At 56.8% G+C, this 24112-nt stretch carries 24 protein-coding genes; 22 read left to right on the forward strand and 2 right to left on the reverse strand.

Annotated elements, in window-relative coordinates; translation table 11 throughout:
- The 7 genes from ACFE0K_RS01680 to gcvPB form a co-directional block, all read left to right on the forward strand.
- A partial coding sequence (locus ACFE0K_RS01680) for an Ig-like domain-containing protein (protein WP_434534409.1) occupies positions 1-1453 on the forward strand: 1453 nt, incomplete at its 5' end.
- A gap of 356 nt (positions 1454-1809) precedes the next feature.
- Positions 1810-3168 (forward strand): OmpP1/FadL family transporter, encoded by a 1359-nt coding sequence (locus ACFE0K_RS01685; protein WP_434534410.1) that lies wholly within the window; start codon positions 1810-1812, stop codon positions 3166-3168.
- 14 nt (positions 3169-3182) lie between these two features.
- A complete protein-coding gene (locus tag ACFE0K_RS01690; RefSeq protein ID WP_434534411.1) occupies positions 3183-6131 on the forward strand; it encodes an Ig-like domain-containing protein in 2949 nt (982 codons plus the stop codon).
- 183 nt (positions 6132-6314) lie between these two features.
- Positions 6315-7394 (forward strand): glycine cleavage system aminomethyltransferase GcvT, encoded by a 1080-nt coding sequence (gcvT, locus tag ACFE0K_RS01695; RefSeq protein WP_434534412.1) that lies wholly within the window; start codon positions 6315-6317, stop codon positions 7392-7394.
- Between the two features lie 184 nt (positions 7395-7578).
- Positions 7579-7965 carry a glycine cleavage system protein GcvH gene (gene gcvH, locus ACFE0K_RS01700; protein ID WP_434534413.1) on the forward strand — a complete coding sequence of 129 codons (387 nt, stop codon included), beginning with the start codon at positions 7579-7581 and terminating at the stop codon, positions 7963-7965.
- A 154-nt stretch (positions 7966-8119) separates the two neighbouring features.
- Positions 8120-9478, forward strand: a complete 1359-nt coding sequence (gcvPA, locus tag ACFE0K_RS01705) for an aminomethyl-transferring glycine dehydrogenase subunit GcvPA (RefSeq protein WP_434534414.1) — start codon at positions 8120-8122, stop codon at positions 9476-9478.
- On the forward strand, positions 9475-10941 hold the full coding sequence (gcvPB, locus tag ACFE0K_RS01710) for an aminomethyl-transferring glycine dehydrogenase subunit GcvPB (protein ID WP_434534415.1): 1467 nt from the start codon (positions 9475-9477) through the stop codon (positions 10939-10941). The genes gcvPA and gcvPB overlap by 4 nt, the downstream gene beginning before the upstream one ends.
- A gap of 82 nt (positions 10942-11023) precedes the next feature.
- On the opposite strand, the gene ACFE0K_RS01715 is transcribed toward gcvPB, so the two are convergent.
- The gene (locus ACFE0K_RS01715) at positions 11024-11158 is read right to left on the reverse strand and encodes a tyrosine-type recombinase/integrase (RefSeq protein WP_434534433.1); all 135 of its coding nucleotides are present in this window, start codon (positions 11156-11158) and stop codon (positions 11024-11026) included.
- Positions 11159-11201: 43 nt separating this feature from the next.
- A complete protein-coding gene (locus ACFE0K_RS01720; RefSeq protein WP_434534416.1) occupies positions 11202-11999 on the reverse strand; it encodes a phage integrase N-terminal SAM-like domain-containing protein in 798 nt (265 codons plus the stop codon).
- A 296-nt stretch (positions 12000-12295) separates the two neighbouring features.
- Between ACFE0K_RS01720 and ACFE0K_RS01725 the strand changes: the two genes are divergently transcribed.
- From ACFE0K_RS01725 to ACFE0K_RS01795, 15 genes are all read left to right on the forward strand, one after another.
- Complete coding sequence (locus tag ACFE0K_RS01725) at positions 12296-12595, forward strand: hypothetical protein (protein ID WP_434534417.1); 300 nt, start codon at positions 12296-12298, stop codon at positions 12593-12595.
- A 51-nt stretch (positions 12596-12646) separates the two neighbouring features.
- Positions 12647-12967 (forward strand): hypothetical protein, encoded by a 321-nt coding sequence (locus ACFE0K_RS01730; RefSeq protein WP_434534418.1) that lies wholly within the window; start codon positions 12647-12649, stop codon positions 12965-12967.
- A gap of 87 nt (positions 12968-13054) precedes the next feature.
- A complete protein-coding gene (locus tag ACFE0K_RS01735; protein ID WP_434534419.1) occupies positions 13055-13519 on the forward strand; it encodes a hypothetical protein in 465 nt (154 codons plus the stop codon).
- 77 nt (positions 13520-13596) lie between these two features.
- Positions 13597-14151, forward strand: a complete 555-nt coding sequence (locus ACFE0K_RS01740; RefSeq protein ID WP_434534421.1) for a GNAT family N-acetyltransferase — start codon at positions 13597-13599, stop codon at positions 14149-14151.
- 39 nt (positions 14152-14190) lie between these two features.
- Positions 14191-14667: a hypothetical protein gene (locus ACFE0K_RS01745; protein WP_434534422.1), complete on the forward strand. Its 477-nt coding sequence runs from the start codon at positions 14191-14193 to the stop codon at positions 14665-14667.
- A 957-nt stretch (positions 14668-15624) separates the two neighbouring features.
- Positions 15625-15993 carry a hypothetical protein gene (locus tag ACFE0K_RS01750; RefSeq protein WP_434534423.1) on the forward strand — a complete coding sequence of 123 codons (369 nt, stop codon included), beginning with the start codon at positions 15625-15627 and terminating at the stop codon, positions 15991-15993.
- Between the two features lie 35 nt (positions 15994-16028).
- Positions 16029-16577: a hypothetical protein gene (locus ACFE0K_RS01755; RefSeq protein ID WP_434534424.1), complete on the forward strand. Its 549-nt coding sequence runs from the start codon at positions 16029-16031 to the stop codon at positions 16575-16577.
- 77 nt (positions 16578-16654) lie between these two features.
- A complete protein-coding gene (locus ACFE0K_RS01760; RefSeq protein ID WP_434534425.1) occupies positions 16655-16954 on the forward strand; it encodes a YceK/YidQ family lipoprotein in 300 nt (99 codons plus the stop codon).
- An 87-nt stretch (positions 16955-17041) separates the two neighbouring features.
- Positions 17042-17365 carry a hypothetical protein gene (locus ACFE0K_RS01765; RefSeq protein ID WP_434534426.1) on the forward strand — a complete coding sequence of 108 codons (324 nt, stop codon included), beginning with the start codon at positions 17042-17044 and terminating at the stop codon, positions 17363-17365.
- 88 nt (positions 17366-17453) lie between these two features.
- On the forward strand, positions 17454-17810 hold the full coding sequence (locus ACFE0K_RS01770) for a hypothetical protein (RefSeq protein WP_434534427.1): 357 nt from the start codon (positions 17454-17456) through the stop codon (positions 17808-17810).
- A gap of 144 nt (positions 17811-17954) precedes the next feature.
- The gene (locus tag ACFE0K_RS01775) at positions 17955-18419 is read left to right on the forward strand and encodes a DUF3592 domain-containing protein (RefSeq protein ID WP_434534428.1); all 465 of its coding nucleotides are present in this window, start codon (positions 17955-17957) and stop codon (positions 18417-18419) included.
- Positions 18420-18754: 335 nt separating this feature from the next.
- A complete protein-coding gene (locus ACFE0K_RS01780; protein WP_434534429.1) occupies positions 18755-19981 on the forward strand; it encodes a carboxylate--amine ligase in 1227 nt (408 codons plus the stop codon).
- A gap of 57 nt (positions 19982-20038) precedes the next feature.
- Complete coding sequence (locus tag ACFE0K_RS01785) at positions 20039-22069, forward strand: hypothetical protein (RefSeq protein WP_434534430.1); 2031 nt, start codon at positions 20039-20041, stop codon at positions 22067-22069.
- Between the two features lie 81 nt (positions 22070-22150).
- Positions 22151-22732, forward strand: a complete 582-nt coding sequence (locus ACFE0K_RS01790; RefSeq protein WP_434534431.1) for a hypothetical protein — start codon at positions 22151-22153, stop codon at positions 22730-22732.
- A 145-nt stretch (positions 22733-22877) separates the two neighbouring features.
- The gene (locus ACFE0K_RS01795; protein ID WP_434534432.1) at positions 22878-24089 is read left to right on the forward strand and encodes a BCCT family transporter; all 1212 of its coding nucleotides are present in this window, start codon (positions 22878-22880) and stop codon (positions 24087-24089) included.
- Positions 24090-24112 lie beyond the last annotated feature (23 nt).

A 24112-nucleotide genomic window follows, 5' to 3' on the forward strand; every position in this document is an offset into this window, starting at 1 on the left:
ATACGTGGTGGATGACGGTGGCGACGATGTCCGCCGTGGGCCATTCGCGTCTACCGTCTACCCGGGCTTCCCTTGCGCCAGCAGTACCGCCAGCCAGGGCGAAATTGACGCCGGCACTCAGGGCGTGTGCGTGTCTTCCAGCCCGGAAGCGGATCAGGTTGTGATTGATCAGTTGCCCATTGTTGGGTTGCCTGCCAATCGTCCGGTCAAGGTGCGTTTCTCCCAGAACATGGACCCGAGCACCCTGGTGCTGGGTGACACCGTGCTGGTACAAGCGGACGACAACGGTACCTGGGTCGATGTGGAGGGTGAGCTCACCGTGGAAACGCGCGGCTTCACCTTTACCCCGAATCAGCCCTGGGACGACACCGGCGCGACCCTCTATCGCTATGTGATGGTCGGTAATGGTGGTGGCACTGGCTGTGCCGGCATCTGCTCCGCTGATGGTTTGCCGCTGCAAACGGCGCCACTGCTGGGTGGTGGTCTGAAAGAGGGTGGTCCGGACATGGAGATCCTGTTCCGTGGCGAAGCCCCTGCAGATACCATCTTCCAGGAGCTGGCCAACCTGCCCAGCGCCGATGTAAACAACAACTTCCAGATCGACAGCAACGAACCGGTACTGACCGGGGATACCGTGGATCCGGCGGATACCCCGGCCAACGCCACCTTCATCGTGCCCCGTGGCACCGGCGGGGAAGGCTTGGTCTCTTATGCCAACACCGGTTGTGGGTTTGATAACGTTGCTGATGGCACACCGACCCAGTGTGACAGCGATAAAATCATCTACATCACCGGGTTGCTGAATACCGAGATTCTGGATTTCGATGACGAAAACCAGGGTGTGCCAGTGGTGATTTATCCCACCGCCGTGGCGCTGACCAATCTGGATGCGACAGCGGTAATTGGCCTCAAACTCACCGATGATGGCGCGCTTGGTTCTATCCCGGTAATTGGTGATATCGCTCAGGATGTGGTGGATGCCTTGTTGGATGCAACCGGTCTGGGTGACCTGATCGAGGCTACCAATCTGGACAACATCGGTCTGGCGCCGGTCCCTACTGCCACTGGCCCCAATATCATGCGGGTGCGCTACGAGCCGGAAGATCCCAATGATCCGAACAGCCCGCGCACCGTGCCGCCGGTAGGCCTTATCGTGGATACCCCGGATGGCCCGGTCTTCCGTATCCAGTTCGACCTGCTGTTTGATGCCCCGGCCCTGAGCCTGCCGCTGGGTCTGGAGCACAACGTGAAGAGCCTGCCCATCGACAACGTACAGCTGGAAGGTCCGCTGGACTTCCTGCCCGATGGCCGTCTGTTCATCGGTCTGCAGAACCAGGAAGCCCTGGATGTGGACCTGGAGATCACCCTGGCCGGTTTCGATGGTGGCAAGGTGCTGCTGCAGATTCCGCCGGGCGGCATCAACCTCAGCTACCAGAGCGCATCCATTCAGTGATTTCTCTCCAGTAGTTCCTTGAAATATGCCCCGGCTTGCCCGGGGCTTTTTTTGCTTTCCCTGAAGCAGATGCCCTCGACCTGTTGGAGCCTTGCTCGCAAGGTGACGCCCGGACGATCCGGACATCTTGATTGATGCTCTGGCGGTTCCCGATGATTTTTTGGGACAGTCGTGCATGACGCAGCGCCGCTTAACCCTGCCAAGTGCATCACTGTTTTCAACAATTTTACGAATATGCTTCGCGGATTACGCGGATTACCGCTTTCTTCCTATGTGAATGCCTGTGTACTCCTGACTAGGGTGTCATCCCCCTGTCGCCACCCCCGCGACACAGAAAAAGAAATCAGGAGTGCACAATGTCTGTTTCATTCAAGGGACGCGCTGCCGTCGTTGCCGGCGGTTTGCTGATGCAGTCTGTTGCCCTGGGCAGCATGGGTAACATCGGTACCACCTACGGCGTGTTGCCATTCGATCTGGCCACCGCTCAGGCGCTGAGCCTGTTCAACAGCCAGACCTCTGCCACCTATTACAACCCGGCCTACCTGGCCAAGGACCCGCGCGGCGAACTCACCGCCGGCTTCATGCACGCCGAGCATGAGCTGCGCGCCAACAGCCTGGGTGGCGCCGATGCGCCGGTGCGCAAGGGCGATGTGATCCAGGATTCTCCCTCCCAGCACGTGCTGATCGGCATGAAGACCGATCTCACCTCGTTGACCAAATACGATCACCCCCTCTATCTGGGCCTGATGCTGGGCGTGGAAAAATACGGTGAGGAAATGCTCGCCTTCGAGTCCCAGACCTCGCAACAAGGGCAGTACTTCGAATACGGCCGTGAGCCCCTGTTTCTGAATCTGGGCGGCGCTACCCAGCTATGGCGCGGTATCGACGTGGGCGCCACCGCGCGGATCACCCTGCACGCGGAGGCCGACCTGGCTGCCACCACTGACCTGGCCGGCAACACTCGCTACGAAAGGCTGGAAGTGTCCGCCAAGCCCGCCATTCGCCCGATCTTCGGCATCAACATGGATTGGGGCGAAACCTTCTGTGCCGAGGGCGATGACTGCTGGTTCAATGGCCTGGAAACGGCGCTGGCCTATCGCGGTTATTCCAATACCAAGACCGAGGTGAACGCCAATGCGATCATCCCCGGCGTGATTTCCAGCCCCGGCCTGATGCTGGCCATCAACACTCTGGATTCCTACCAGCCCAACATCCTCAGCGGTGGCCTGCATTATCAATCCGGTCGCTGGCGCACCGGGGTGAGCGTGGAATGGCAGGAGTGGTCGGCGCTGGAAGAAGAATTCGAGCGCGACACCATCAAGGACCAGACCGTTAATGGCGATGTAGGCCAGCTGCGTTTCAAGGACGTGGTGATTCCGCGGGTGGGTGCCCAGTACCGTCTCAACGACACCTTTACCGTCAATGGCGGCCTGGCCTTCAGCGAATCCCCGCTGGATTCCGACGCCTCCGTGGACGTGAACTATCTGGATAGCGATAAGTGGATTGTCGGTCTGGGCGTGGCCGCCGAGTTCAAGGAACCGTGGCTGCTGGCCTACCCGGTACGCCTGGACTTCGGTTACCAGTACCAGAAGCTGGAAGCTCGGGAATTCGATATCTACGACACCCAGTCCGCCGTCTATCCGCAGCCCAGCGAACGGGTGGAAGCGGAAGGTGACGTCCACGTCTTCAGTGGTTCCCTGACCCTGAAATTCTGATTGCGGAGGCAAGCATGATGTTGCGAATACTTTCCCTGATTGCCGCCGCGTCGCTGCTGGTCGCCTGTGGTGGCGGTAGTGAGCAGACGGTGGATTACAGTGCCCGTAAAAAAGGGCAGGTCTATTACAGCTATCCGGCGGATGAACAGACCGGGGTGTCCGTGCATGCGCCGGTGGTGGTGCAGTTCTCCGAGCCGCCGGCACTGGCCGATCAGGATGTGAGCCTGGTCGGGCCGGATGGCTCGGTGGATGTGGTGCTGTCCCGCGCCGACCAGGACCGGTCCCTGGTGGTGACCCCTCAGGCGCCGCTGGCATTCAACAGCGATTACCGGCTGCAGCTGGACGGCATGACGCTGGTCGGTTTCAGCGCTGGCGAGCTGGCCTTCACCACCGGCAGTGCCGGCAAGGGCCCGGCCAGCGAGCAGCAGCAGGCGGATGCCTTCACCGTCAGCCGCTTTTCCCCGTCCGGTGACGACACACGACCGCTGATGGATTTCTCCACCCTGCACGTGCAGTTCAGCCAGCCGCTGGACACCGGTACCGTGGAGTACGGCACCACCGTCAGCCTGGAAGATGGCAGTGGCACTCTGGTGGAGGCCAGCGTGCTGGCAGGCAGCAATCGCCTCACGGTCGACCCGGCCGACGACCTGCAACCGGGGCAGAGCTATACCCTGGTTCTCGATGGTGCCCTGAGCAGCCGTTTCGGCACGGCCCTTACCGGCGACACCGAGTTTGCGGTGAACCCGCAGGACTCCCAGCCCCGTGAAACCCTGGCACTGGAAGCCATGGCCGCCGACCCGGTGAAAGGCTGTAATGAGGAGGGCGTGACACTGTCCCCGCTGACCGGCGCGCCGATCAACTGTGTGCCCCTGATTGCTCGCTTGCTGGGCAACACCACGGTGTCGAAACTGTCCGGGGATCTGTTTGCCGACCTGGCCTTTATTCCCAACTACCCGGACGCTTCGCCGCTGCGGATTCGCAAGGGCGCTCTGCTGAAAGGGGCGCCGCTGGAGGTGCTGATCGGTGGCCAGTTGCCCGCCGGCTTTGATTCCGGCGAGGTGACCGTGAGCTTCCTCTCCGATGCCACCGGCTACCTGCTACCGGCCCCCTACAGCGCCCGCCCGGAAGCCCCGCGCCGCATCATGCTGACCCTGGATCTGGCGGTTTCCACTGCCGATTCCCGTGCCAACGGCGCCTTCACCCAGACCCTGCTGCAAGTGGAGCTGGTGGGTCGTGCCATCGTCGAAGAGGGGCGCATGGAGATCGATGCCCTGGGCGTGGTGGAGCCGGAGGTGCTCGGTATCGAAACCGCCTTTGGTGTGCTCAGCTTCCACATGGAGTCCTACCTGGATCAGGAAAATGCGCCTGAGCCTCCAGTGGATATCACCGGTCCCAGCCTGCAAAGCTGGCAGCCCGGTGATTACGCAGATCGTTTCCGCCCCGGTGACCCGATTGTCCTCAATCTCAGCGAAACCCCGGATCAGGACAGCATTGAAGCCGGCGTCAGTGTCACTGTTACCGACCAGGGCGCGGCGGTGCCGTTCGACTGGACCCTGGATGGTGCCTCGCTGATCCTCACCCCGGAGCAGCCGTTGGCGTTCGGCCGTGAGTATCAGGTCGCCCTCACCGATGGGGTAGAGGACCTGTACGGCAATCCGGCGTCGCCGGAAACCCTGCTGTTCAGTATGCCCGCCTACAGCCCCGATGCACCGCGCACGCCCTACACCATTACCGTGTATCCGGGCTTCCCCTGTGCGGTGGACCCGGCCAGCCGTGACCTTGCCAATGGCATTCAGGGCCAGTGCGCCAGCGCCTTCCAGAATCAGGCCGGTGATCTGCTGCCGGTGGACAAGATGCCTGCCAACCGGGCCATCGAAGTGCAGTTCTCCCAGGATATGGGCACCAGCAGCATGGTGCTTGGCCAGGCCTGCGGCGAGGGCAGTGTGCGAGTGGAAAAAATCGACAGCGCTGGTAACTGCCTGGAGGCGGTGCCCGGCTATCTGTCCCGCAACACCCGCTCACTAACGGTGATTCCCGCGCAGCCCTGGGAAGAGGGCGTGCTCTACCAGTATGTGCTCGGCTCCCAGCAAAGCACCGGCTGTGGTCCGGACGTGATCTGCTCGGTGGCCGGCATGCCCCTGCAGACCGCCCAGTTGCTGGCCCCGGCGGCGAATGCCGGTGGCCCGGACATGGCCATCGCCTTCACCGGCGCCCCGGCCACCAGCAATGTGTTCCTGCCGTTGCGCAATCTGCCCAAGGCGGATGTGAACGCCAATTTCGAGATGGATACCGGTGAGCAGAAAGCGGTGGAAGACCCGCCAGGCAGCGGCGAATACCCCACGCCCACCAATGCCGCCTCCCTGTTTGTCACCGGCACCGGCGGCCTGGCCACTGGTGCCAACGTGGGGTGCCCGCTGAACCAGAGCTGCCCGGGGGAGAAGTTCACCTACCTGAATGGCGGCATCAACGCGGACATCGTTGGCTGGAACGAGGACGAGCAGGCGGTGGAAGTGCTGATTTATCCGCCGGTGCTGATGACCACCAACAGCAGCGTCTATGCGCAGATTCTCGGCCTGGTGGAGCCGGAAGTGCCCACCGAGCCGCTGGTGATGCGCGCCCGCTATGCGGATGATGGCAATGGCAACCGTACTGAGCCGGTGCGTGGCTTTATCCGTCATGATGGCAATTCGCTGACCTTCGACACCACCCTGGACCTGTTTCTGGATGCCCCGGAAATGGAAGCGCCGCTGGGGTTGCCGCACAACCTGCACAGTCTGGAGCTCAATGACCTGCAGCTGAACGGCCCGGTGGACTTTCTGGCCGATGGTCGTCTGGTGATCGGCCTGCTCAGCCTCGATGCGCAGGATATTGACGTGCGCATCGGTGGCGGCGCGGCCACCATCGACCTGCAGATCCCTGCAGGCGGCGTCAACCTGACCTTCCAGAGCGGTTCCATCAAGTAACCGCCAAACGCGAGGCCGCTCCCGCAATCAGCCCTGTGCTGCCTTGTGGGAGCGGTCTTTCGACTGCGATCGCCACCCACTCCTGCCGAATACCCGGCCAATCCGGCCCTGTCCATGCCGCCAGCCTATGCCCCCCGGCCTCGTCCCGATATAATTCCCCCTCATTTGAATAGTGGTGTTTATATGGGTCATCGCACAGCTCTGTACGACGCGCACCTGGCGGCCGGCGGCAAGATGGTCGACTTCGGCGGCTGGGACATGCCGATCAACTATGGTTCCCAGATCGAGGAGCACCATGCGGTGCGCCAGCATGCCGGCGTATTTGATGTGTCTCACATGACGGTGGTGGACATCGCCGGGGCCGGCGCGCGGGACTTCCTGCGCCATCTGCTGGCCAACGATGTGGACCGTGTCACTCCCGGCCGTGCGCTCTACAGCGGCATGCTCAACGACAGCGGCGGCGTCATCGATGACCTGATCGCCTACAAGCGGGACAATGACTACCGTCTGGTGGTAAATTGCGCGACCCGCGAGACCGACCTGGACTGGATGGAAAAACATGCCGGTGGCTTTGCCGTGGATATCCGCGAGCGTGCCGACCTGGCCATGCTGGCCATCCAGGGGCCGCAGGCGCGTAGCCTGGTGGCCGGTCTGCTCAGCGGAGCCCGGGCCGAAGCCGTGAATACCCTGAAAGTATTCGGCTTTGCCGAAGACGGTGACTGGATGATCGCCCGCACCGGCTACACCGGCGAAGATGGCGTGGAAATCATGCTGCCCGGTGCCGATGCGGTGGCGTTGTGGAAACAACTGCTGGACGCTGGTGTGGCCCCCATCGGTCTGGGTGCCCGCGATACCCTGCGTCTGGAAGCCGGCATGAACCTGTACGGCAACGACATGGACGAAAGCATTACCCCCTGGGAAGCCAACATGGGGTGGACCCTGGTGCTCAACGACCGGGATTTCGTCGGCCGTCAGCCGCTGCTCAACCAGCAACACAATGGCCACGGAGAGCTCGTCGGCCTGGTGCTGGAAGGCAAGGGCGTACTGCGCGCCCATCAGCAAGTATTGATGCCCAACGGCGAGCAAGGCGAGATTACCAGCGGCACCTTCTCGCCGACCCTGGGCAAGTCCATCGCCCTGGCCCGGCTTCCCGCCGGCGCCACTGGCAAGGTGGACGTGGAAATCCGCAACAAGCGCCAGCTCGCCCAGGTGGTCAAACCGCCTTTCGTGCGTAACGGCAAGGCAGTGTACAAAGAGCTGTAGCATTCGCGATGCAAGCATCGCTTCCCACCAGGTCTGAAATGAACCGGGGTGTGTGGGAAGCCATGCTTGCATGACGAAGACGTTGGCACCCAGGTATGGCTTGAACGACAAGCCTATAGAACACACAAATTTCGGCGTCATGCGCGCAGCATGCCGCGTGAAGCGTTAACCCAAGGAGACAACAATGAGCGAGATTCCAGCCGAGCTGCGTTATGCCGCCAGCCACGAATGGGCCAAGAACGACGATGGCGTAGTGACCGTGGGCATTACTGAACACGCCCAGGACGCCATGGGCGATCTGGTTTACGTTGAACTGCCGGAAGTGGGCCAGGTGCTGGCTGCCGGTGATGAAGCCGGCGTGGTGGAATCCGTGAAAGCCGCCTCCGATATCTATGCACCGGTTTCAGGCGAAGTGATCGAGATCAATGAAGCGCTGGAAGATGAGCCGGAACTGGTCAATAACGTTCCCTATGAAGGTGGCTGGCTGTTCAAGGTTCAGATGAGCGAAGCCGGTGATCTGGACAACCTGCTCACCGCCGATCAGTACCAGGCGCAGATCGAAAGCGAATAACGGCATTACCGTTATTCGCAGCTGCGAGCGGCGAGCTACGAGCTGCTAGTAAAAGATTTTTCTAGTCGCTCGAAGCTCGTAGCTAGTAGCTGATCCCCGGCGTTTTTTAGCGTTGTGGACTCAAAGCCAACACCCAACCTATCCAGGTACCCCAATGCCGTATATCCCCCATACCCCCGATGACGTGCGCGCCATGCTCGACGCCATCGGCGCCGACAGCATCGAAGACCTGTTCGATGAAATCCCTGCGCACCTGAAGGCCGCTGGCAAACTCGACGCCCTGCCCGAAGGGCTGAGCGAAATGGATGTGACCCGGCTGATGGCCGAGCGTGCGGCCATGGATGCCGGCGCAGTGAGCTTCATCGGTGCCGGCGCCTACCAGCACCACATCCCGGCGGCGGTATGGGAGATTGCTACCCGCGGTGAGTTCTACACCGCCTACACCCCTTACCAGGCGGAAGCCAGCCAGGGCACCCTGCAGGTGATCTACGAATTCCAGACCCTGATGACCCGGCTCACCGCCATGGACGTGAGCAACGCCTCGGTCTACGACGGCGCCTCCGGCCTGGCCGAAGCGGTGCTGATGAGCCTGCGTGCCAACCGCAAGAGCAAGTCCCGCAAGGTGCTGGTGCCGGCGGCCCTGAACCCGCGCTACACCAGCGCCACCCAGGCCATCGTGGAAAATCAGGACGTGGCCCTGGAAACCGTGCCGTTCTGTCAGGAAAAAGGGCAGACCCTGCTCGATGCCCTCAAGCCCCACGAAGGCGAAGACTTTGCCGCCCTGGTGATCAGCCAGCCCAACTACTTTGGTAGCCTGGAAGAAGTGGATGCCCTTACCGACTGGGCCCATGCCAACGGCATGCTGGTGATCGCCGTGGTTAACCCCACCGCCATGGCGCTGATTACCCCGCCCGGTGAATGGGGCGAGCAGGGCGCCGATATCGTCGTCGGCGAAGGCCAGCCGCTGGGCGTACCGCTGTCCTCGGGCGGTCCTTACTTCGGCTTCATGTGCTGCAAACAAAAATACGTGCGCCAGATGCCGGGCCGAATCATCGGCCGCACCGTGGACATGGAAGGCAAGCAGGGCTTCACCCTCACCCTGCAGGCTCGCGAGCAGCACATCCGTCGCTCCAAGGCCACCAGTAACATCTGCACCAACCAGGGCCTGGCCATGACCGCCGCCACCATCTATACCTCCTTGTTGGGGCCGGACGGCCTCACCAACGTGGCCGCCCACAGCCATGCCAATACCCAGGCCCTGGCCGACAAGCTCACCGCCATCGACGGCGTGGAGCGCGCCTTTGCCGCGCCCACCTTCCACGAAGTGGTACTGACCCTGCCGCAACCGGCGGATCAGGTGCTGGCGGCCCTGGCCGAGAAAGACGTGCTGGGCGGCGTCAGCCTGGCGAACGATTACGACATGGCCAACGCGATTCTGGTGAACGCCACCGAAGTTCATTCCGAGCAGGATTTGCAGCTCTTCGAACAAGCCCTGAAGGAGGTGCTGGCATGAGCGAGACACAACTGATCTTCCAACTGTCTCACCCGGGCCGCAGCGCCACCTCCCAGGCGCCGAAAGCGCTGGGCGATGACAAACTGTCAGCGATTCCCGTGCACCTGCGCCGCAAGCAGAAGCCAGGCCTGCCGGAAGTGTCGGAAATGCAGGTGGTGCGTCACTACACCAACCTGTCCAGCAAGAACTTCGCCATCGACAAGCAGTTCTACCCGCTGGGCTCCTGCACAATGAAATACAACCCGCGCGGCGCCAACCGGGCCGCCATGCTGCCGGGCTTTCTCAACCGTCACCCGCTGGCGCCGGAAAGCCACAGCCAGGGTTTCCTTAGCTGCATGTTCGAGCTGCAGAACTTCCTCAAGGAAGTGACCGGCATGAAGGGCGTGTCCCTGGCCCCCATGGCGGGTGCTCAGGGCGAATTCGCCGGCGTGGCCATGATCCGCGCCTACCACGAAGCCCGTGGCGATGAGGCGCGCACGGAAATCCTCATTCCCGAAGCCGCCCACGGCACCAACCCTGCCACCGCTGTCATGTGTGGCTACAAGGTCCGTGAAGTGCCGGTCGGCAAAGACGGCGACGTGGACCTGGAAGCCCTGAAAGAAGCCTGCGGCCCACAAACCGCCGGCCTGATGATGACCAACCCCAGCACTTGCGGCGTGTTCGAACGGCAAATCGAAGCCATCTCCAAGGCTGTCCACGAAGCCGGCGGCCTGCTCTACTACGATGGCGCCAACCTGAACGCCATCCTCGGCAAGGTGCGCCCCGGTGACATGGGCTTCGACGTGATCCACATGAACCTGCACAAAACCTTCGCCACCCCCCACGGTGGCGGCGGCCCCGGTGCCGGCCCGGTAGGCGTGTCCGAGCGCTTGCTGCCCTACCTGCCCACCCCCATGGCGGGCCAGCGTGACGACGGCAGCTACCACTGGGTCGATACGGATACCCTGGATACCAGCATCGGTCACCTCAGTGCCTTCATGGGCAATGCCGGTGTATTGTTGCGCGCTTACTTCTACGCCCGTTCTCTGGGCCGTGAAGGCATGATCCGCGTGGGCGAATTCTCCACCCTGGCAGCCAACTACCTGCTCAAGCGACTGGAAGCCGTAGGCTGCACCGCCGCCTACCCGGATCGCCGCGCCAGCCACGAGTTCATCCTCACCTTCGCGAAAGAAGCGAAAGAGCTGGGCGTCACCGCTATGGATATCGCCAAGCGCCTGCTGGACTACAACCAGCACGCACCGACCACCTACTTCCCGCTGCTGGTGCCGGAGTGCTTCCTCATCGAGCCCACCGAAACCGAAAGCAAGGAAGCCCTGGACGAGTTCGTGGACGCCATGGCCGCCATCCTGGAAGAAGCGCGCAGCGAACCGGATATGGTCAAGGAAGCGCCTTTCACCCAACCGGTCCGCCGCCTGGATGACGTGAAAGCCGCCAGAGAACTGGACCTGACCTGGACGGACTGATTCCCGGACACGACAAAACGTAGGAGCCATGCTCGCATGGCGAACAAAAACCCGGCGCAAGCCGGGTTTTTTTATTCTCCTCTCAGCCCCGATCCAACGGACTAATGACCCCCAGCCCACCCCGATTCATCACATGCAGATAGCGCTCGGTGGTGGATACATCACTGTGCCCCAGTAGCTCCTGCACGGTGCGAATGTCGTAGCCCTGCTCAAGCAGGTGTGTGGCGAAAGAGTGCCTGAAGGTGTGCGGCCCACAGAGTTTAGTGACTCCCTGCCAGCTTTACGTGCTTGCGAACGTTGTCCTGATGGTAATGGTGGCGCCGGATAATGCCGGTCTGCGGATCTCGGGCGGGGTCTTTTGAGGGGAAAATAAATTGCCAGATTTTCTGGGAACCCGCTCCCGGATATTTTCGGCTCAAGGCGTGAGGCATCCAGGCTGGGCCAATGCCATTCTTGCGGTCCATTTCGTAAAGATTGGAGGCGATAGCAATTTGTAGGCGTAACCTGGACTCGCAGGACTTTGGCAGAAGGGTTCTTCGGTCCTTGCCCCCTTTTCCCTGATGAATCGTGATGATCATCCGGTCAAAATCCAGATCCTTGATGCGAATCCGCAACGCCTCCGAGATACGAAGCCCTGATCCATAAAGCAGTTCACAGATCAGTTGTGATGGTTCAGGGAGAAGGGCTATCACCGATTCAGCTTCCTGCTGGGAGAAAACGGCCGGAATCCGGGGTTTGCGCTTGGACTGGCGGAAATTCAGCTCCCCATAATCCATGCCGAGAAAGCGACGACAAAAGCAGTTGAGCGCGTTGAGCGCGGTTTTCTGTGTTGAAGGGCTGCAATAACGCTGAACTGAAAGATAAGAAAGAAAGCTCTGTATTTCTTTTGCTCCCATCTTTGACGGGTGGCGCAGCTGATTAAATCGGATGTACTTGATAACCCAATGAACGTAGGTCTGCTCGGTTCGGTAGCTGTATTGATTCTGCCGAAGCCAGAATCGGAACTGGTCCATCAGTCTCACAGGCTTTTCCGGAACGGGGCGAGGGATGTCATCCATGACTACTCCTGTGCTGTCCAAAATGACAGTATTGCAGGGAGGTTGAGCACTTTTCAACGGAATCAGCCCTGACAGCGGCCGAGGGCTACTGCTTTTTCTCCTAAGATACTGATGTATATACTTAAAATGAAAAACGGGAAAAATGGCGAGGGTGCGGAGTTCAAAGGAACGTTCCTTTGAACTCCGTGTAGGAAATTTGCTATTACATTCTATAGTGTTGTTATGGCAGGATTTTCTCTCAAGGAAGGGGGATCGATTCCAGAATTATAAGGAATCGAGTTATACGGAACGTTCTAATGAATACACTGTTAGGCGGAGCCATGGATTTAGCTAGGGTGCCAAAGCCACTCCACCATTTAGCTATTTTGGCTAGAAAGTATGGTGTTACAGATGACCTTGATCGTGAGCAGATTGTTGAGAGTGTTACCCCAGAGGAGCTAGACCAACTCATGCGGGCCGTTTACGGTGCTGATGACTCTTTTGATGCTTGGCTAGCAGGCCCCGAGTCAAGTGGTCCTGAGTTCTCGGATGAGTATATTGCCTTTAGTGCACTCAGAATGGCTGCTGATTATGCAGCCTCAATTAAAAAGGCCTAACAAGGCGCTGCTGCCGACAAGCGGCAGAGCGCGGCGTTAAATTTCACCAATATGAAAGAAATATACCTAGAGCAAGCCAAAGATTCAGATTTAGCTAGCCTAGCTAGCCTAGCTGGACAAGAGATATCCTCCATCAAAACTGACGGTAACAATTCAGCTTTAACCGACGAAGGCTTAAAGTACATTCCTGAGATAATTGGCTTGAAAGAACTCGATCTAGAGTGGGCCACACAAATAACCGATAGAGGTATTGAGGCTCTAAGTAGAGCTGCGTCGCTAACTTATATTGACTTGTCTTTTTGTGGCAATGTTTCCGAAAGTGCTATATCAAAGCTAAAGAAGATAAATCATGGCGTTACAATCGAGCGCTAAAAATTTAACAAGGCCAGCCACAATCGCCCCTTCGGGGCTGGACCTCGCTTCGCTCGGCCTGTGCTGGCGGCGTTATACGGGGTGAATGTGAACCTGAACAAAGTCTCTGAGATCCACGATGGAGTGTTCGAATCTATCTTGGATTTTCCAGACCAGAAGGCACTGATTGATCTTTTGGTGGAGCCTCGACTGCCGCTTGTGCTGATGGTTGAGGTATCTATAGGAAACTCCACTTGGCAGCAGGTTGAAATTTCGGGAATTAATCACCTTGAAGGGTTCGCACGAGAGGTTTCAGGCGATTTTATTGTGACCACTGACGAATTTCTGCGCCTTAGCCAAGAGGTGCGATGGATCTGGGCGGTACAAATGGAGAGAACGCCGCCAGACTACTTCGACTTCACCAAGATAAAGGGCGCGCAGAGGTATAAAATTTTGAAAAGTTGTGGATTTCGTTTCGTACTGGAGTCGCAACCTGGGGGCGGCGACTACGCCACAGTCGTCACTCAGTCAGAAGAACTGAGTCGGCGGGCGATAGACGAAACAACCGTATAACCAGTGCATGTTGGCGGACTGGTTTTCCGCTGCGCTCCAAACCAGCCGCAAATGCAGGCGTTATGCACAGGGAGGCTATGGTGCAGGTTTGTGAAACGGAGAGGTTGATTTTACGTCGGTTATCCCTCGACGATGTTCCCGAATTGACTGAAATTCTCAGCGATCCTGAGGTGATGAAATATTCGGTTAATGGCGTTTGTGATGAGGCCGCTACCCGAAAATTCGTTGAGTGGTGTTTATCCTGTTACGAGTCACATGGTGTGGGGCCGTGGGCACTAATCGATAAAAAAGCTTCTGAGCTCATAGGCTTCTGCAGTGCTGGGCCAGAAACGGTTGGTGATGTCGAGGAAATCAACCTCGGCTACCGGCTTGCCAGGCGCTATTGGAACAAAGGGCTGGCATCTGAGGCGGCTAGAGCAGTTCTGAATTATGTTTTTGGAGAGAAGCTGCTCAACTCAGTGGTAGTGATCATAGAGCCCGAGCATCTGGCATCGTTAAAGGTCGCCGAGAAAGCAGGATTTTCCAGGTTTGATGTGCTGGAATTTCATGGTCGGCCGGTGAGGCTATACCGGCTAACGTCCGAGCAATGGGAGACATTGCATAACAATGCCATGCACGCGACAAGCGCGTGATGGCCGGCGTTATAAATATTTGGCTGGTGAGCGGGGTCTATGAAGTACTCAGATAAAAATGAAGAGGGGAAGAAGAAACTAAGCGGGTTTCTCGTGTCTCAGGCTGAAAGACAGTCTGGGCATGGGCGCGATGTCTTTGAAAGCACCAGCAAATCTGTTTTGTTGGCTAACACTGGTGGGGTGGTCGTTGTTAGTTCCCTTCTTGCCTCCGGGTTCCAGAGCGACTGTATTTTTTATCTAAAAGTAGCGATTTTTATTTTCTCATTAGGTGTGGCTTCGTTCTTGCTATTCAAGTTTTATCTTTCCATTAGGATCGGATTATCTGTAAAGCGCATTAAACAGTTTCATCTTGATGTTATTGACGATAGAGAAGACGTATCAGATAGTGCGGTTCGAGAAAAGCTATCCTCTATATCGAGCGGCTTAGAAGGAAGTGAGCCAATGTGGGCTTTGGGTGTGTCGATGCTGTTATTCTTCGTCGGAATCGCTCTAGCTGCTGCGGCAATCTTCCAATAAACGGAGCGAATGCAATATTTATAACAAGGCCGAGCACGCGACAAGCGCGTGTCGGCAGCGTTATAAGAGGGCGTAATGGATCACGAGAGAATGTGGAACGACTTTCAGTTGAGTGTAGAGCTACATAAGTTCTATGTGGACTTTGCTGTAAAGCTGAACCTTTTTTACTACGCAATAACAGGAGGAATCCTGTCCTTCCACTTTTCACATAAAGATCCGCAAGTAACAATTATCGGCCTCATGTTACCTGTTTTGTTGATATTCTTCTGGGGGCTTTCTTTGTATATAGCGCCCGACTCGCGTGGAATCTGAGACACAATATCCGGCTGAGAGCCAATCAGCTAAATTTAGTTGTTTTTCCTGAAGGTATTGTTCTGGTTCTACTTTGCGTGATTTCTGGGGTTACGATGCTTAGTGTTGGGGCTACGTTGATTGGGTATCTTGTATATGCGTAGCTATTCTTATAACAAGCGGCGGCAGTCGGACCCAGTTTCCGCTCGTGCCTCGCTACAACTGGCCCGCTGCGCCGGGCGTTAACTCTATGAAGCTTATCAATCAGCCAAGTACAGAAACCGGTTGCGGGGTAGCATGCTATGCAATGGTCAAGAGGCGTGCGGGGTACGAAGCATCCTTGGTCCATATGAAAGGCAATGACTGGGTGCTACCCAATGGCAATGTTCAGGTTAAGCAAATGCGGGCAGCCTTAGGGGATAAAAAAACAACTCTTCATTATTCGGAGCCGAAGAACGAGTCAACGTGCTTGTTGTTTGTGGTGTACCAAGAAAAATATAGGCACTGGGTAGTTCGCCATAGAGGCCTCTATTACGACCCTTTGCCTCGGTATAAGAAACCACGAAAGAGAATTAGTTATAAAGTTACTAGGGCTATTACGTTGGCACAGAGTTAACAAGAGCCTCCAGGCCGACCTTCGGCGGCTGAGGCGGGCGTTAGGTTGTCATGAGATACAAGTGCCAAAATTGTGGTGACCTTTTCTTTCCTCGTGATGCGGGATGCGAAGATTGGAGGGAAAAGAAGCTGTCTTTTATATGTCCTAATTGTCGCGTGTATCTAAAAAAGCCTGAGAATATTATCCAGGAAAAGGGGTGGAAGGGTGCGGCTCCTACACTTATTAAATATGGATTGGCTGCATTTGGGTTGCAGCTTTTGGCCATATACCTAGGTGCTAACCATCCAATGGTAGCTGCCATTATTGGGGGGATTGCCTTGATTGCTTTATTATTTTACGGGTGGATGGCACCTGAAGAAGTTCGCTTGGTTGAGGCTCTTGTGCCGCAACCTAACAAGAAGCTCCAATCCGACCGCTGACGCGGCGGTTGAGCATGGCGTTAGAGTTGTAAAATATGGGTGCTGAAGAAATACTTTGGGGTGTGATTGCGGGGACTTATGTGGCTCTTTTTTATTATAGACGCCATGAAGAGAGGGATTCAGAGGGCAATTTTTTTGCTTTCTTTCGAGGCCCCCGCTGGCTTTCTCCTACCCTTCTTTCCTTGTTTATCTATTCGCTGTATAGCGCGTTTTTTACATATTCGCATGTTGATGCACTAAGTAAGGTAGTAATGCTGGGGGTGGGTGCTGTTCTTGGTTTGGTTTCTGCCATCTATTTTTGGTTTAGGCGTGTCACTTTAAAAGGTGATGTGATTGAGGCAGTTGGCCCATTCAATGGCGTAAAACGAATATGTTTAGATGATGTGGTAGGAGTAAAATCTGATTTGGAAGCGTGGGGCAGCCGTTGGACTCCTGGAAGCGGTACTGAGGTACGTAGTGCTGAAAGCAAGATTCAGATTGAGGGGTTTCTTTCAGGTTACAAACCTCTGGCGCAGGAGATAGTGGATGCATTCAATGCTAGAAACTCTAACAATAAGATGCACGGCGACAAGCGCGTGATCTAGGCGTTATGACTTCGATCGCTATGATTAGAAAAGTATGCGTGTTCTTATTTCTCCTTAGTCTGTATGGCTGCAATTCTATGATGGTGCATCATGAGAATGAATTTGGCCATCCATATGCAGGATTTCACAACTCAGTCACCACGGCTCCTTGCAATATTGCTATATCTGGAACGGTTCTGTTTGTTTATGCTCCATTTATCATTGCCGATATTCCTCTATCGTTAATTGCTGATACTTTATATCTGCCATGGGATTTAGCAGCGCAGCCCGCTATGGATCGAGAAGAGATCACCTCTTCGGTAAAAGAACACTGCGATGAATGGGTCAAGGCCATGGGTGGAACGCCTGGTGGAAGGCAAGTTCCGAATGAAGAATAATCATAACAAGCAGCGCCAGTACGCGCCCGTTGGGCGCCGGACGCACTCCGTGCGCCGCTGCGCAAGTCGTTACATGAGTGGAGAGCCATGCGTCTAGAAGATATTAATGGCATAGGCGGGGCCATAATTGAAGAGGCTCTAAGAGCAGCTTCAGTCTTGGTTGGCTATTGGCTTGTTTCCGTAACACTGGTTCGCTTAATTGATGTCTGGGGGCCAGCGTTGTGGGTGAATTACGTTGTGCCTTTCGTGGTGAGTGGCTGGAACTGGGGCGCATACGTGGTCTTTGGTGTCTCTCCGGTACTGTTGGGAATCTTGGGGTTTGTTATTTATCGTCCTCGTAACTCTTGGGCGCGCTGGGCATTTGCTCCAATGGGAATGATTGTTTGGTTGGCTGCGTTGTGGTGCATATAACAAGCCAAGTAAGAGGGAGAATTTTACTTCGCTGCGCTCAAAACGAAAAACTGCCCCTGATTGGGGCGTTATGTTTGTTGGTGGTTAGATGAATCGCATTCCCGATGATTTTAATTTGAGTGTACTTACTGGAAGAGAATTGTCTCAGCTTTGCATCGATCAGTATCAAATTCAGCTTCATTTTGATGGAGCAACTATCCAAGGCGGTGGGGAAGTATTGCTAGAGAAGGGAGGGGTTTCGAAGAAGATGTTCTCTGGTTCGTGGATAACCACATGTGGATTGGATGTGCTGATTGGAAGCAAGGTTGCTGGGTGGGAGAGAAGAGATGATTTCCATTTCGGCCTCTCGTTTTCCTGCGACGCAACCATGGTGTTTGTAACACAAGAGGGACCATGCGAAGACTTCACCATCCTACTCGAAGGAAATGGATTCTATGTCCTCTAAGCAGGGAAGACCTGGCAAGCGGCGGCAGGAAGACCAAATTTCCGTTCCTGCGTCGCTCCGATTCGCCTGGTGTGCCGGGCGTTGAAAGTATCGCTGAAATCGCTTTTCACAAAGCAGTCTGACTCTACTCATCGAGCTAAACCAATGAACATACCCCTCCTGGCGGGATCCATATTCACTATCTTCGGCATCTACCTGCTTGGCCGTGCGCTGAGCGACTATAAAAAAGCCGTGGCAAGCCTCGACTGGCCAGGCGTTAAGGGTCAGTTAACAGACCTGCGCCTTTGGGGTAAGCGTAATATTGATGGGGAAATGCAGGACACGGAGAAACTCATCGTCGGGTATGAGTATGAATTCAAGGGTAACCAGTACAGAGGGGCATCAGCGGCATTCTATACATTGGTGTATCCAGAAACGGTTGAATTCGCCAGAAGCCATTCCGTTAATAGTAGCGTGATGGTCTATTGCAACCCGAAGGCTCCGGGTGAGTCCGTGCTGGTGCCTGGCCCGAGAAAAGACAAGCCTTACAGTGATTGTATTCTCGGTGTGTTGGGGCTGGTTGCTGGCGTGGTGATTGCGGCGTTGGGTTTTCTGGGCGTGATTGGCTGAATTATCACCGCAGGCCAGGAGCATGAATGCACCCACATCCACATGTTTTGCCATTTTTTTTGAATGTTACGATCAAATTTAATGGTGCCTGATTCCTTCTTCTTTTTTGTGCAGTGTCTCTGCTGTCAAGTTTTCCCCGTACCCTCCGGCGTGCCTGTGCCTCCGGGTGTTTTTACACCCGGGTGAGCTCACCTTTTGCCTCCCTTAATTATCCCTCTATGGGTGGCCTATTGCGCAATATTGTCTGACAAAGTCAGCGGCGTAGCGGTTGTGAAAGAGGGTGATAGGTGTACGGTAAAGGGCCAATGCCAATTTTTTTCGACAGGAGGCGCTCAATGAAAAAAGATCCCAACAAAGGCTATATTGCCTTATTAGGATGGAGTTTGAACGCGGTCGAGGCGGCGGAGAAGTTTGATCGCCGTTATGTGGTGGTGGCCCCGGACTGGGCAGAGGCGTATTGCCAGGAGCATGATATTCCCTACGTGCCCTGGAATTTCGAACGCCTGAATGATCGTTCCATGGAGATTGCCCAGACCCTGAAAGATATGGGTGTGGATGTGTCGGTGCCACTGTATGAGGAAACCGTGGAGTGGGCCGGTGCGATCAATTCTGTGTTGCTGGATAATCCTCGTTTGCTGGGCCAGGCCATGCTGATGCGGGATAAATCCCTGATGAAGCGGCGTGCACAGCTTGGCGGTATCCGGGTGGGTATCTTTGAGGAAGCCCATGACCGGGAGGACGTGATCCGCTTCCTGAAGCGGGTTAACCAGACCCTGCTCAAACTTGATGGTGATCCCAATGACCCGATCCACCTGAAGGCCTTTGACAAGGCCGGTTGTCTAGGCCACCGGGTGATTCGTACTCCGGATGAGGTGGATGCTATTCCTGATGAGGAATTCCCCTCGTTGATGGAGTCGCATCTGGATGGCTGGGAATTTGCGGTGGAAGCCTGGATTCACGATGGCAAGATCTGTTTTCTCAACCTGTCCGAGTATGTGACCCTGGGCTATTCGGTGTATGTCCCCGCCTCGCCGGATCTGGAGCAGTACCGGCCGCAAATTACCCAGCAGATCGAGAAGCTGATCAAGACCTTTGATATCGAGTTCGGCATGATTCATCCGGAGTACTTTGTCACCAGCGATGGTGAGATGTACTTTGGTGAAGTGGCTTATCGTCCGCCGGGCTTCAAGGTGTTCGAGTTGCTGGAGCGGGTCTATGAAGGTTTCAATGCCTATCAGGCCACCATGCTGGTGTTCGACCCCAAGGCCACCGATGAGGAAGTGAAGGCTTACTTTCCGAAAGAGGTGGTGGATGCCAAGGGCCATGCCGGTTGTTTCGGGGTGTACCCGCGGCGGCGGGTGGTCAGTCAGCTGGAGATTCCGGAGGAGACCGAGGACCATCCCTACTTCGAGTCCCATGAACTGTCGGCGCCCATGGAAGAGGTGGTCACCAAGCGCACCGCCTTTGGTACCCATTGGGGTCTGATTTACTTCATGGGTGACGACCCGAAAGAGATGCACCGGTTGCTGAAGCGGCAGGAAGAACTGGATTTCTATGTGTGAATACGCTGTCACCATGGGGCCCGCCGGGCCCCCTCGGATTGGTTAAGGAACTGCCCTGTGTCTACCACTCATTCAGAGACGTCCGCGTCCAGTAATCTGTCTCTGCTACTGGTCAGGCTGGATGATGCCATCACCCAACTGGCAGAGGCGCCCTCGTTTACCCGACCGGCCAAGGTGCCGCGGGTGCTCGATACGGCCCGGCGGGTAATGATGCAGGAGGGCGGCTGTGCCACCCTGGGCGAACGTATCGAGACGCTGGAAACGGCGGGAATTTTCGCCGGGACGGATTGGGCGGAGCCGCACATTCTGGTCCCCGGGTTTACTACACAGTCCCTGCAAAGTGCCCAGGCTGAGCTGGTGGTGATAGAGGCCCTGAGCGAGCTGCGCATGCTGGCGGTGGCCTGTGGGGATTACCGGCACACCCTGATTTCCGCCGAGCAGGCCCACCATTTTCTCACCCAGGTGCTGGCGCTCAATCTGGCCATGCTGTTTTCGCCGCCTTCCGAGGCACAGCGTGAAACCCAGGGGCGCTTGGCAGTGCTGCCGCAGAACCTGTTGCAGCACCTGGCCGAGCGCATCGGCTATGAGCATATCGTCGACAAGCTGATTGAAGAGATCTGGCGGATTCTCAATCAGCGCCCCATTCAGACCGAGCCGGTCAAGCAGATGGTCACGCAGATCGCCATTTGCCAGGTCAATCCGGATATCGATCTGGGCAGCAGCGGGCAGGGGGCGGACCGGCTGGTGAGCAGCCTGTTCGGCCCGACCCGGGCCTGCCGTGAAGACCCGGGCGTGGAGATCTACCTGGAGCGGCTGGCCAGCATGGATGCCACGGCCTTGCAGGGCGAGGCCACCGGGTTTGCCCGGGCAATGCACGACACCGGGCTGGTGTCGCCGTACCACCCGGTGTTGTTGCGCCATTTGCTGGATCAGGGTGACCACCTGGTGGCCCAGGCCATGGGCCTGTCCTCCACCGGTCGCGATTGCCTGCTGTGTTACCGGCAGCTGGTGCAGGCGTTGATTGAAGCGGCGGTGCATCCACAAACGGCCCAGGCCATTTACGGCTTGGCGCTGGTGCTGGAGCGGGGCATTCTCTATCAGCCGCCAGTGGCGCCGGCGCTGTGGCGGCAGCTGGGCCTGGTTTTGTCAGACTGGTCCTGCCAGCGCCTGACACTGGCTTTCGGGGATCAGGTGCCGCCGCAGGCGCATCTGATCGAAGGCGTGCTGTGCATGCTGGGGCAGCCACTGGGAGTGGGGCAGGGCAATAATCCCACCTGCCAGTCCGCCCGTGCTCTGTCCATGTGGGCGTACAACGATCCGGATTACCTGCTGCAAATGGTGACCTGGGCAGCCCGTGACGATGAAATCATCATGCATTTCGAGGGGCAGCCGATTTCCTCCAGCGAAAGCGTCGGCGGTGTGGCCAGCAGCCTGCCCATGGACCTGGACCCGGTGTCTCTACTGGTGGTGCCCCACCTGGACCGGATCTACGCGGAAATGGGCCGTCGTTGTATCGAGCGTGAGGGTGATCCTCACCGTTGGGTGAACCCGGAGTTTCATGGCTGGTGGTCCGGTCGCGGTTTTCGTATCAATGTAGATGTGGAGAGCGGAAAGCTGTGGGAGTTGGATGATTTTCTGCGTCATTTCTATGCGGCCTACCATCCTTACTACAACGGCAATCAGCCACTGATACATCCGCAGCCTGCGGGTGTCGCTGTTACCGACAGTGCTGCCCGTTTTATCGGCTGGCATGCCATCAGTATCTTGCGTGTGGCGCTGGACCCTCAGGATGTCATGCGGGTGTATTTCTATAACCCCAACAACGACAGCGGTCAGGACTGGGGGGATGGCGTAGTGGTCAGCACCGCAGGCCATGGCGAACGTTTTGGCGAGGCGTCACTGCCGTTTGAGCAGTTTGCGTCGCGGCTGTATATCTTTCACTTTGATCCGTTGGAGCAGGGCGAGCTGGCGCAGGTTGGCCAGGAGCAACTGGATGAAGTCAGTGGCTATCTGCAACGCAGCTGGGGCGCAGACCGACTACCGGAGGGTGGCCTGCAGGCCAGCGAAGGGGCGACAGGGCCAGGTTGATCAAGGCCTGACTCTTAGCGCAAAGCCCGGCGACTCGCATCATTGTGTGTGAGAACGATTCGTTTGCCAGCGGACAATGGAATGGGAGTGCAGGTTGCACTGAGCGAAGTGAAAGGTCGCTCGGTGTGGGCCTGTAGGTTGTTGCCCAGCAACACTATGACGCCACATGACGTTGCGAAGACCATGCTGACTCTGGACGCCCTGTTTTTCCGGCTGGCAATTGTTGCCTGGCTGGTCGCCGCCATTGCTCCCATTGACGGTATCTGGTTTGCCGGTGTCGGGGTGTTCGTTGTGTCGGTGATGGGCAGCGTGGTCATGCTCGCCAACCTGACGCCGGATTATATTGGTAGCCTTGCCGAGGCGCTGGGGCTGCTTGCTCTTTTCATGCCCGGGTACAACCTGATTTTTCTATGGGGATTGTTTCGCTTTTCCTCGCCGGGAACGCAGCCCTGGTCATGGTGGAATCTCCTGCTTTATGTCTGCTCCCTGCATGCGTCCTGTTATGCGTTTGCGTTTCTTGTTGTCCCTTCTGATGTATCACTGACTGTCGCGGCCACAGGGATTCGCTGGGTGTTTGTGATCTGGTCCGGCTCGCTACTGTTGTCGGCGTTGGCTTTTCTGGTACGTTGTTATCGGTTGCGCCGATTATTGTGTGAAGAATAAATGAAGGCTGCGCGGTTTTATCTTGTAAATAACAGGATTTAAAAAACCGTTGGGCCGATCTTTGCTAGCATGAGCCGTTGCCAGTTACGGAGACTCGCTACAGGCATTCTCCAATCGCCAACCCTGTCATCATGGATGAAACGCTATGACGGAAAAACGCACCCTCCCTGCCTCGACGATTCTTCTCCCGGTTTTTATTCCGGCTGTGGTGGTATCGCTTCTACTGATTATCGGCACCATCAGTGATCCGGAACGGGCTGGCGAAGCCTTTAACACAGCGCAAGCCTGGATTACCTCGAATTTCGGCTGGTTTTACATGTTGTCGGTGGCGCTGTTCCTGATCTTTATCGTCGGTGTGGCGATGACTCGCTGGGGTAATATCAAACTGGGGCCGGATCATGGCGAGGCGGAATATTCGTTCCCGGAATGGTTTGCCATGCTGTTTTCCGCCGGTTATGGCATCGCCTTGCTGTTCTTCGGGGTGGCGGAGCCGGTGCTGCATTATGCGGAGCCCCCGGCCGGGGCTGCAGAAACGGTGGATGCGGCCAAGCAGGCCATGCAGATTGCCTTTTTCCACTGGGGTTTTCATATCTGGGCGATTTACGGCCTGGTGGGTCTGGTGATGGCGTATTTTGCCTTTCGCCATGGTTTGCCGTTGTCCATGCGTTCGGCGTTCTACCCTCTGATTGGTGAACGAATTTACGGGCCGATCGGTCATGCCATCGATGTGTTCGCGATTCTCGGTACCATGTTCGGTATTGCCACCACCCTCGGTTTGTCCGCCGCGCAGATCAACGCGGGGCTGAACTATCTGTGGGGGGTGCCGGTGGCCACCTGGGTGCAGATCACTGCGATTGCCATTGTTACCGCACTGGCCACCGTGTCGGTGGTGGCAGGGATGGACAAGGGGGTGAAGCGCCTGTCGATTCTGAACATGGTGCTGGCCGTGGCCCTGATGGCGTTCGTGTTTGTGGTCGGGCCGACCATCCATATTCTGGAAAGTTTTCTGCAGAACACGGGCAGTTATTTAAGCGGCATTGTCGAACGTACCTTTAATCTGCAGGCCTATACCCACAGCGACTGGATCGGTAACTGGACCCTGTTTATTTTCGGCTGGACCATTGCCTGGGCGCCCTTTGTGGGGCTGTTTATTGCCAAGATCAGCCGTGGCCGTACCATCCGCGAGTTTGTGGTGGGGGTGATGCTGGTGCCGTCCCTGTTCACCTTCCTGTGGTTCGCCGTGTTTGGTGATCCCGCGCTGAACATGATCATGAATGAGGGGGTGACCACCCTGGTAGGCGACGGTAAGACGGACAAGGCGGGGGTGTTGTTCCAGGTGTTAGATGAGCTGCCGTAGCAGTCGGTGTTGTCCTTCCTGGC

Origin of the sequence: Alcanivorax sp. (genome assembly GCF_051117345.1) — a bacterium.
Lineage (GTDB): Bacteria > Pseudomonadota > Gammaproteobacteria > Pseudomonadales > Alcanivoracaceae > Alcanivorax.

What these genes read in the sequence shown, in the direction of transcription:
- ACFE0K_RS01740 (WP_434534421.1), top strand. Translation starts at nt 13,597, where the DNA reads ATGGTGCAGGTTTGTGAAACGGAGAGGTTGATTTTACGTCGGTTATCC.
- ACFE0K_RS01790 (WP_434534431.1), top strand. Translation starts at nt 22,151, where the DNA reads ATGGGAGTGCAGGTTGCACTGAGCGAAGTGAAAGGTCGCTCGGTGTGG.
- ACFE0K_RS01690 (WP_434534411.1), top strand. Translation starts at nt 3,183, where the DNA reads ATGATGTTGCGAATACTTTCCCTGATTGCCGCCGCGTCGCTGCTGGTC.
- ACFE0K_RS01760 (WP_434534425.1), top strand. Translation starts at nt 16,655, where the DNA reads ATGATGGTGCATCATGAGAATGAATTTGGCCATCCATATGCAGGATTT.
- ACFE0K_RS01780 (WP_434534429.1), top strand. Translation starts at nt 18,755, where the DNA reads ATGAAAAAAGATCCCAACAAAGGCTATATTGCCTTATTAGGATGGAGT.
- ACFE0K_RS01725 (WP_434534417.1), top strand. Translation starts at nt 12,296, where the DNA reads ATGAATACACTGTTAGGCGGAGCCATGGATTTAGCTAGGGTGCCAAAG.
- gcvH (WP_434534413.1), top strand. Translation starts at nt 7,579, where the DNA reads ATGAGCGAGATTCCAGCCGAGCTGCGTTATGCCGCCAGCCACGAATGG.
- ACFE0K_RS01730 (WP_434534418.1), top strand. Translation starts at nt 12,647, where the DNA reads ATGAAAGAAATATACCTAGAGCAAGCCAAAGATTCAGATTTAGCTAGC.
- ACFE0K_RS01750 (WP_434534423.1), top strand. Translation starts at nt 15,625, where the DNA reads ATGAGATACAAGTGCCAAAATTGTGGTGACCTTTTCTTTCCTCGTGAT.
- ACFE0K_RS01720 (WP_434534416.1), bottom strand. Translation starts at nt 11,999, where the DNA reads ATGGATGACATCCCTCGCCCCGTTCCGGAAAAGCCTGTGAGACTGATG.
- ACFE0K_RS01755 (WP_434534424.1), top strand. Translation starts at nt 16,029, where the DNA reads ATGGGTGCTGAAGAAATACTTTGGGGTGTGATTGCGGGGACTTATGTG.
- gcvPA (WP_434534414.1), top strand. Translation starts at nt 8,120, where the DNA reads ATGCCGTATATCCCCCATACCCCCGATGACGTGCGCGCCATGCTCGAC.
- ACFE0K_RS01775 (WP_434534428.1), top strand. Translation starts at nt 17,955, where the DNA reads ATGAACATACCCCTCCTGGCGGGATCCATATTCACTATCTTCGGCATC.
- gcvT (WP_434534412.1), top strand. Translation starts at nt 6,315, where the DNA reads ATGGGTCATCGCACAGCTCTGTACGACGCGCACCTGGCGGCCGGCGGC.
- ACFE0K_RS01745 (WP_434534422.1), top strand. Translation starts at nt 14,191, where the DNA reads ATGAAGTACTCAGATAAAAATGAAGAGGGGAAGAAGAAACTAAGCGGG.
- ACFE0K_RS01770 (WP_434534427.1), top strand. Translation starts at nt 17,454, where the DNA reads ATGAATCGCATTCCCGATGATTTTAATTTGAGTGTACTTACTGGAAGA.
- gcvPB (WP_434534415.1), top strand. Translation starts at nt 9,475, where the DNA reads ATGAGCGAGACACAACTGATCTTCCAACTGTCTCACCCGGGCCGCAGC.
- ACFE0K_RS01795 (WP_434534432.1), top strand. Translation starts at nt 22,878, where the DNA reads ATGACGGAAAAACGCACCCTCCCTGCCTCGACGATTCTTCTCCCGGTT.
- ACFE0K_RS01685 (WP_434534410.1), top strand. Translation starts at nt 1,810, where the DNA reads ATGTCTGTTTCATTCAAGGGACGCGCTGCCGTCGTTGCCGGCGGTTTG.
- ACFE0K_RS01765 (WP_434534426.1), top strand. Translation starts at nt 17,042, where the DNA reads ATGCGTCTAGAAGATATTAATGGCATAGGCGGGGCCATAATTGAAGAG.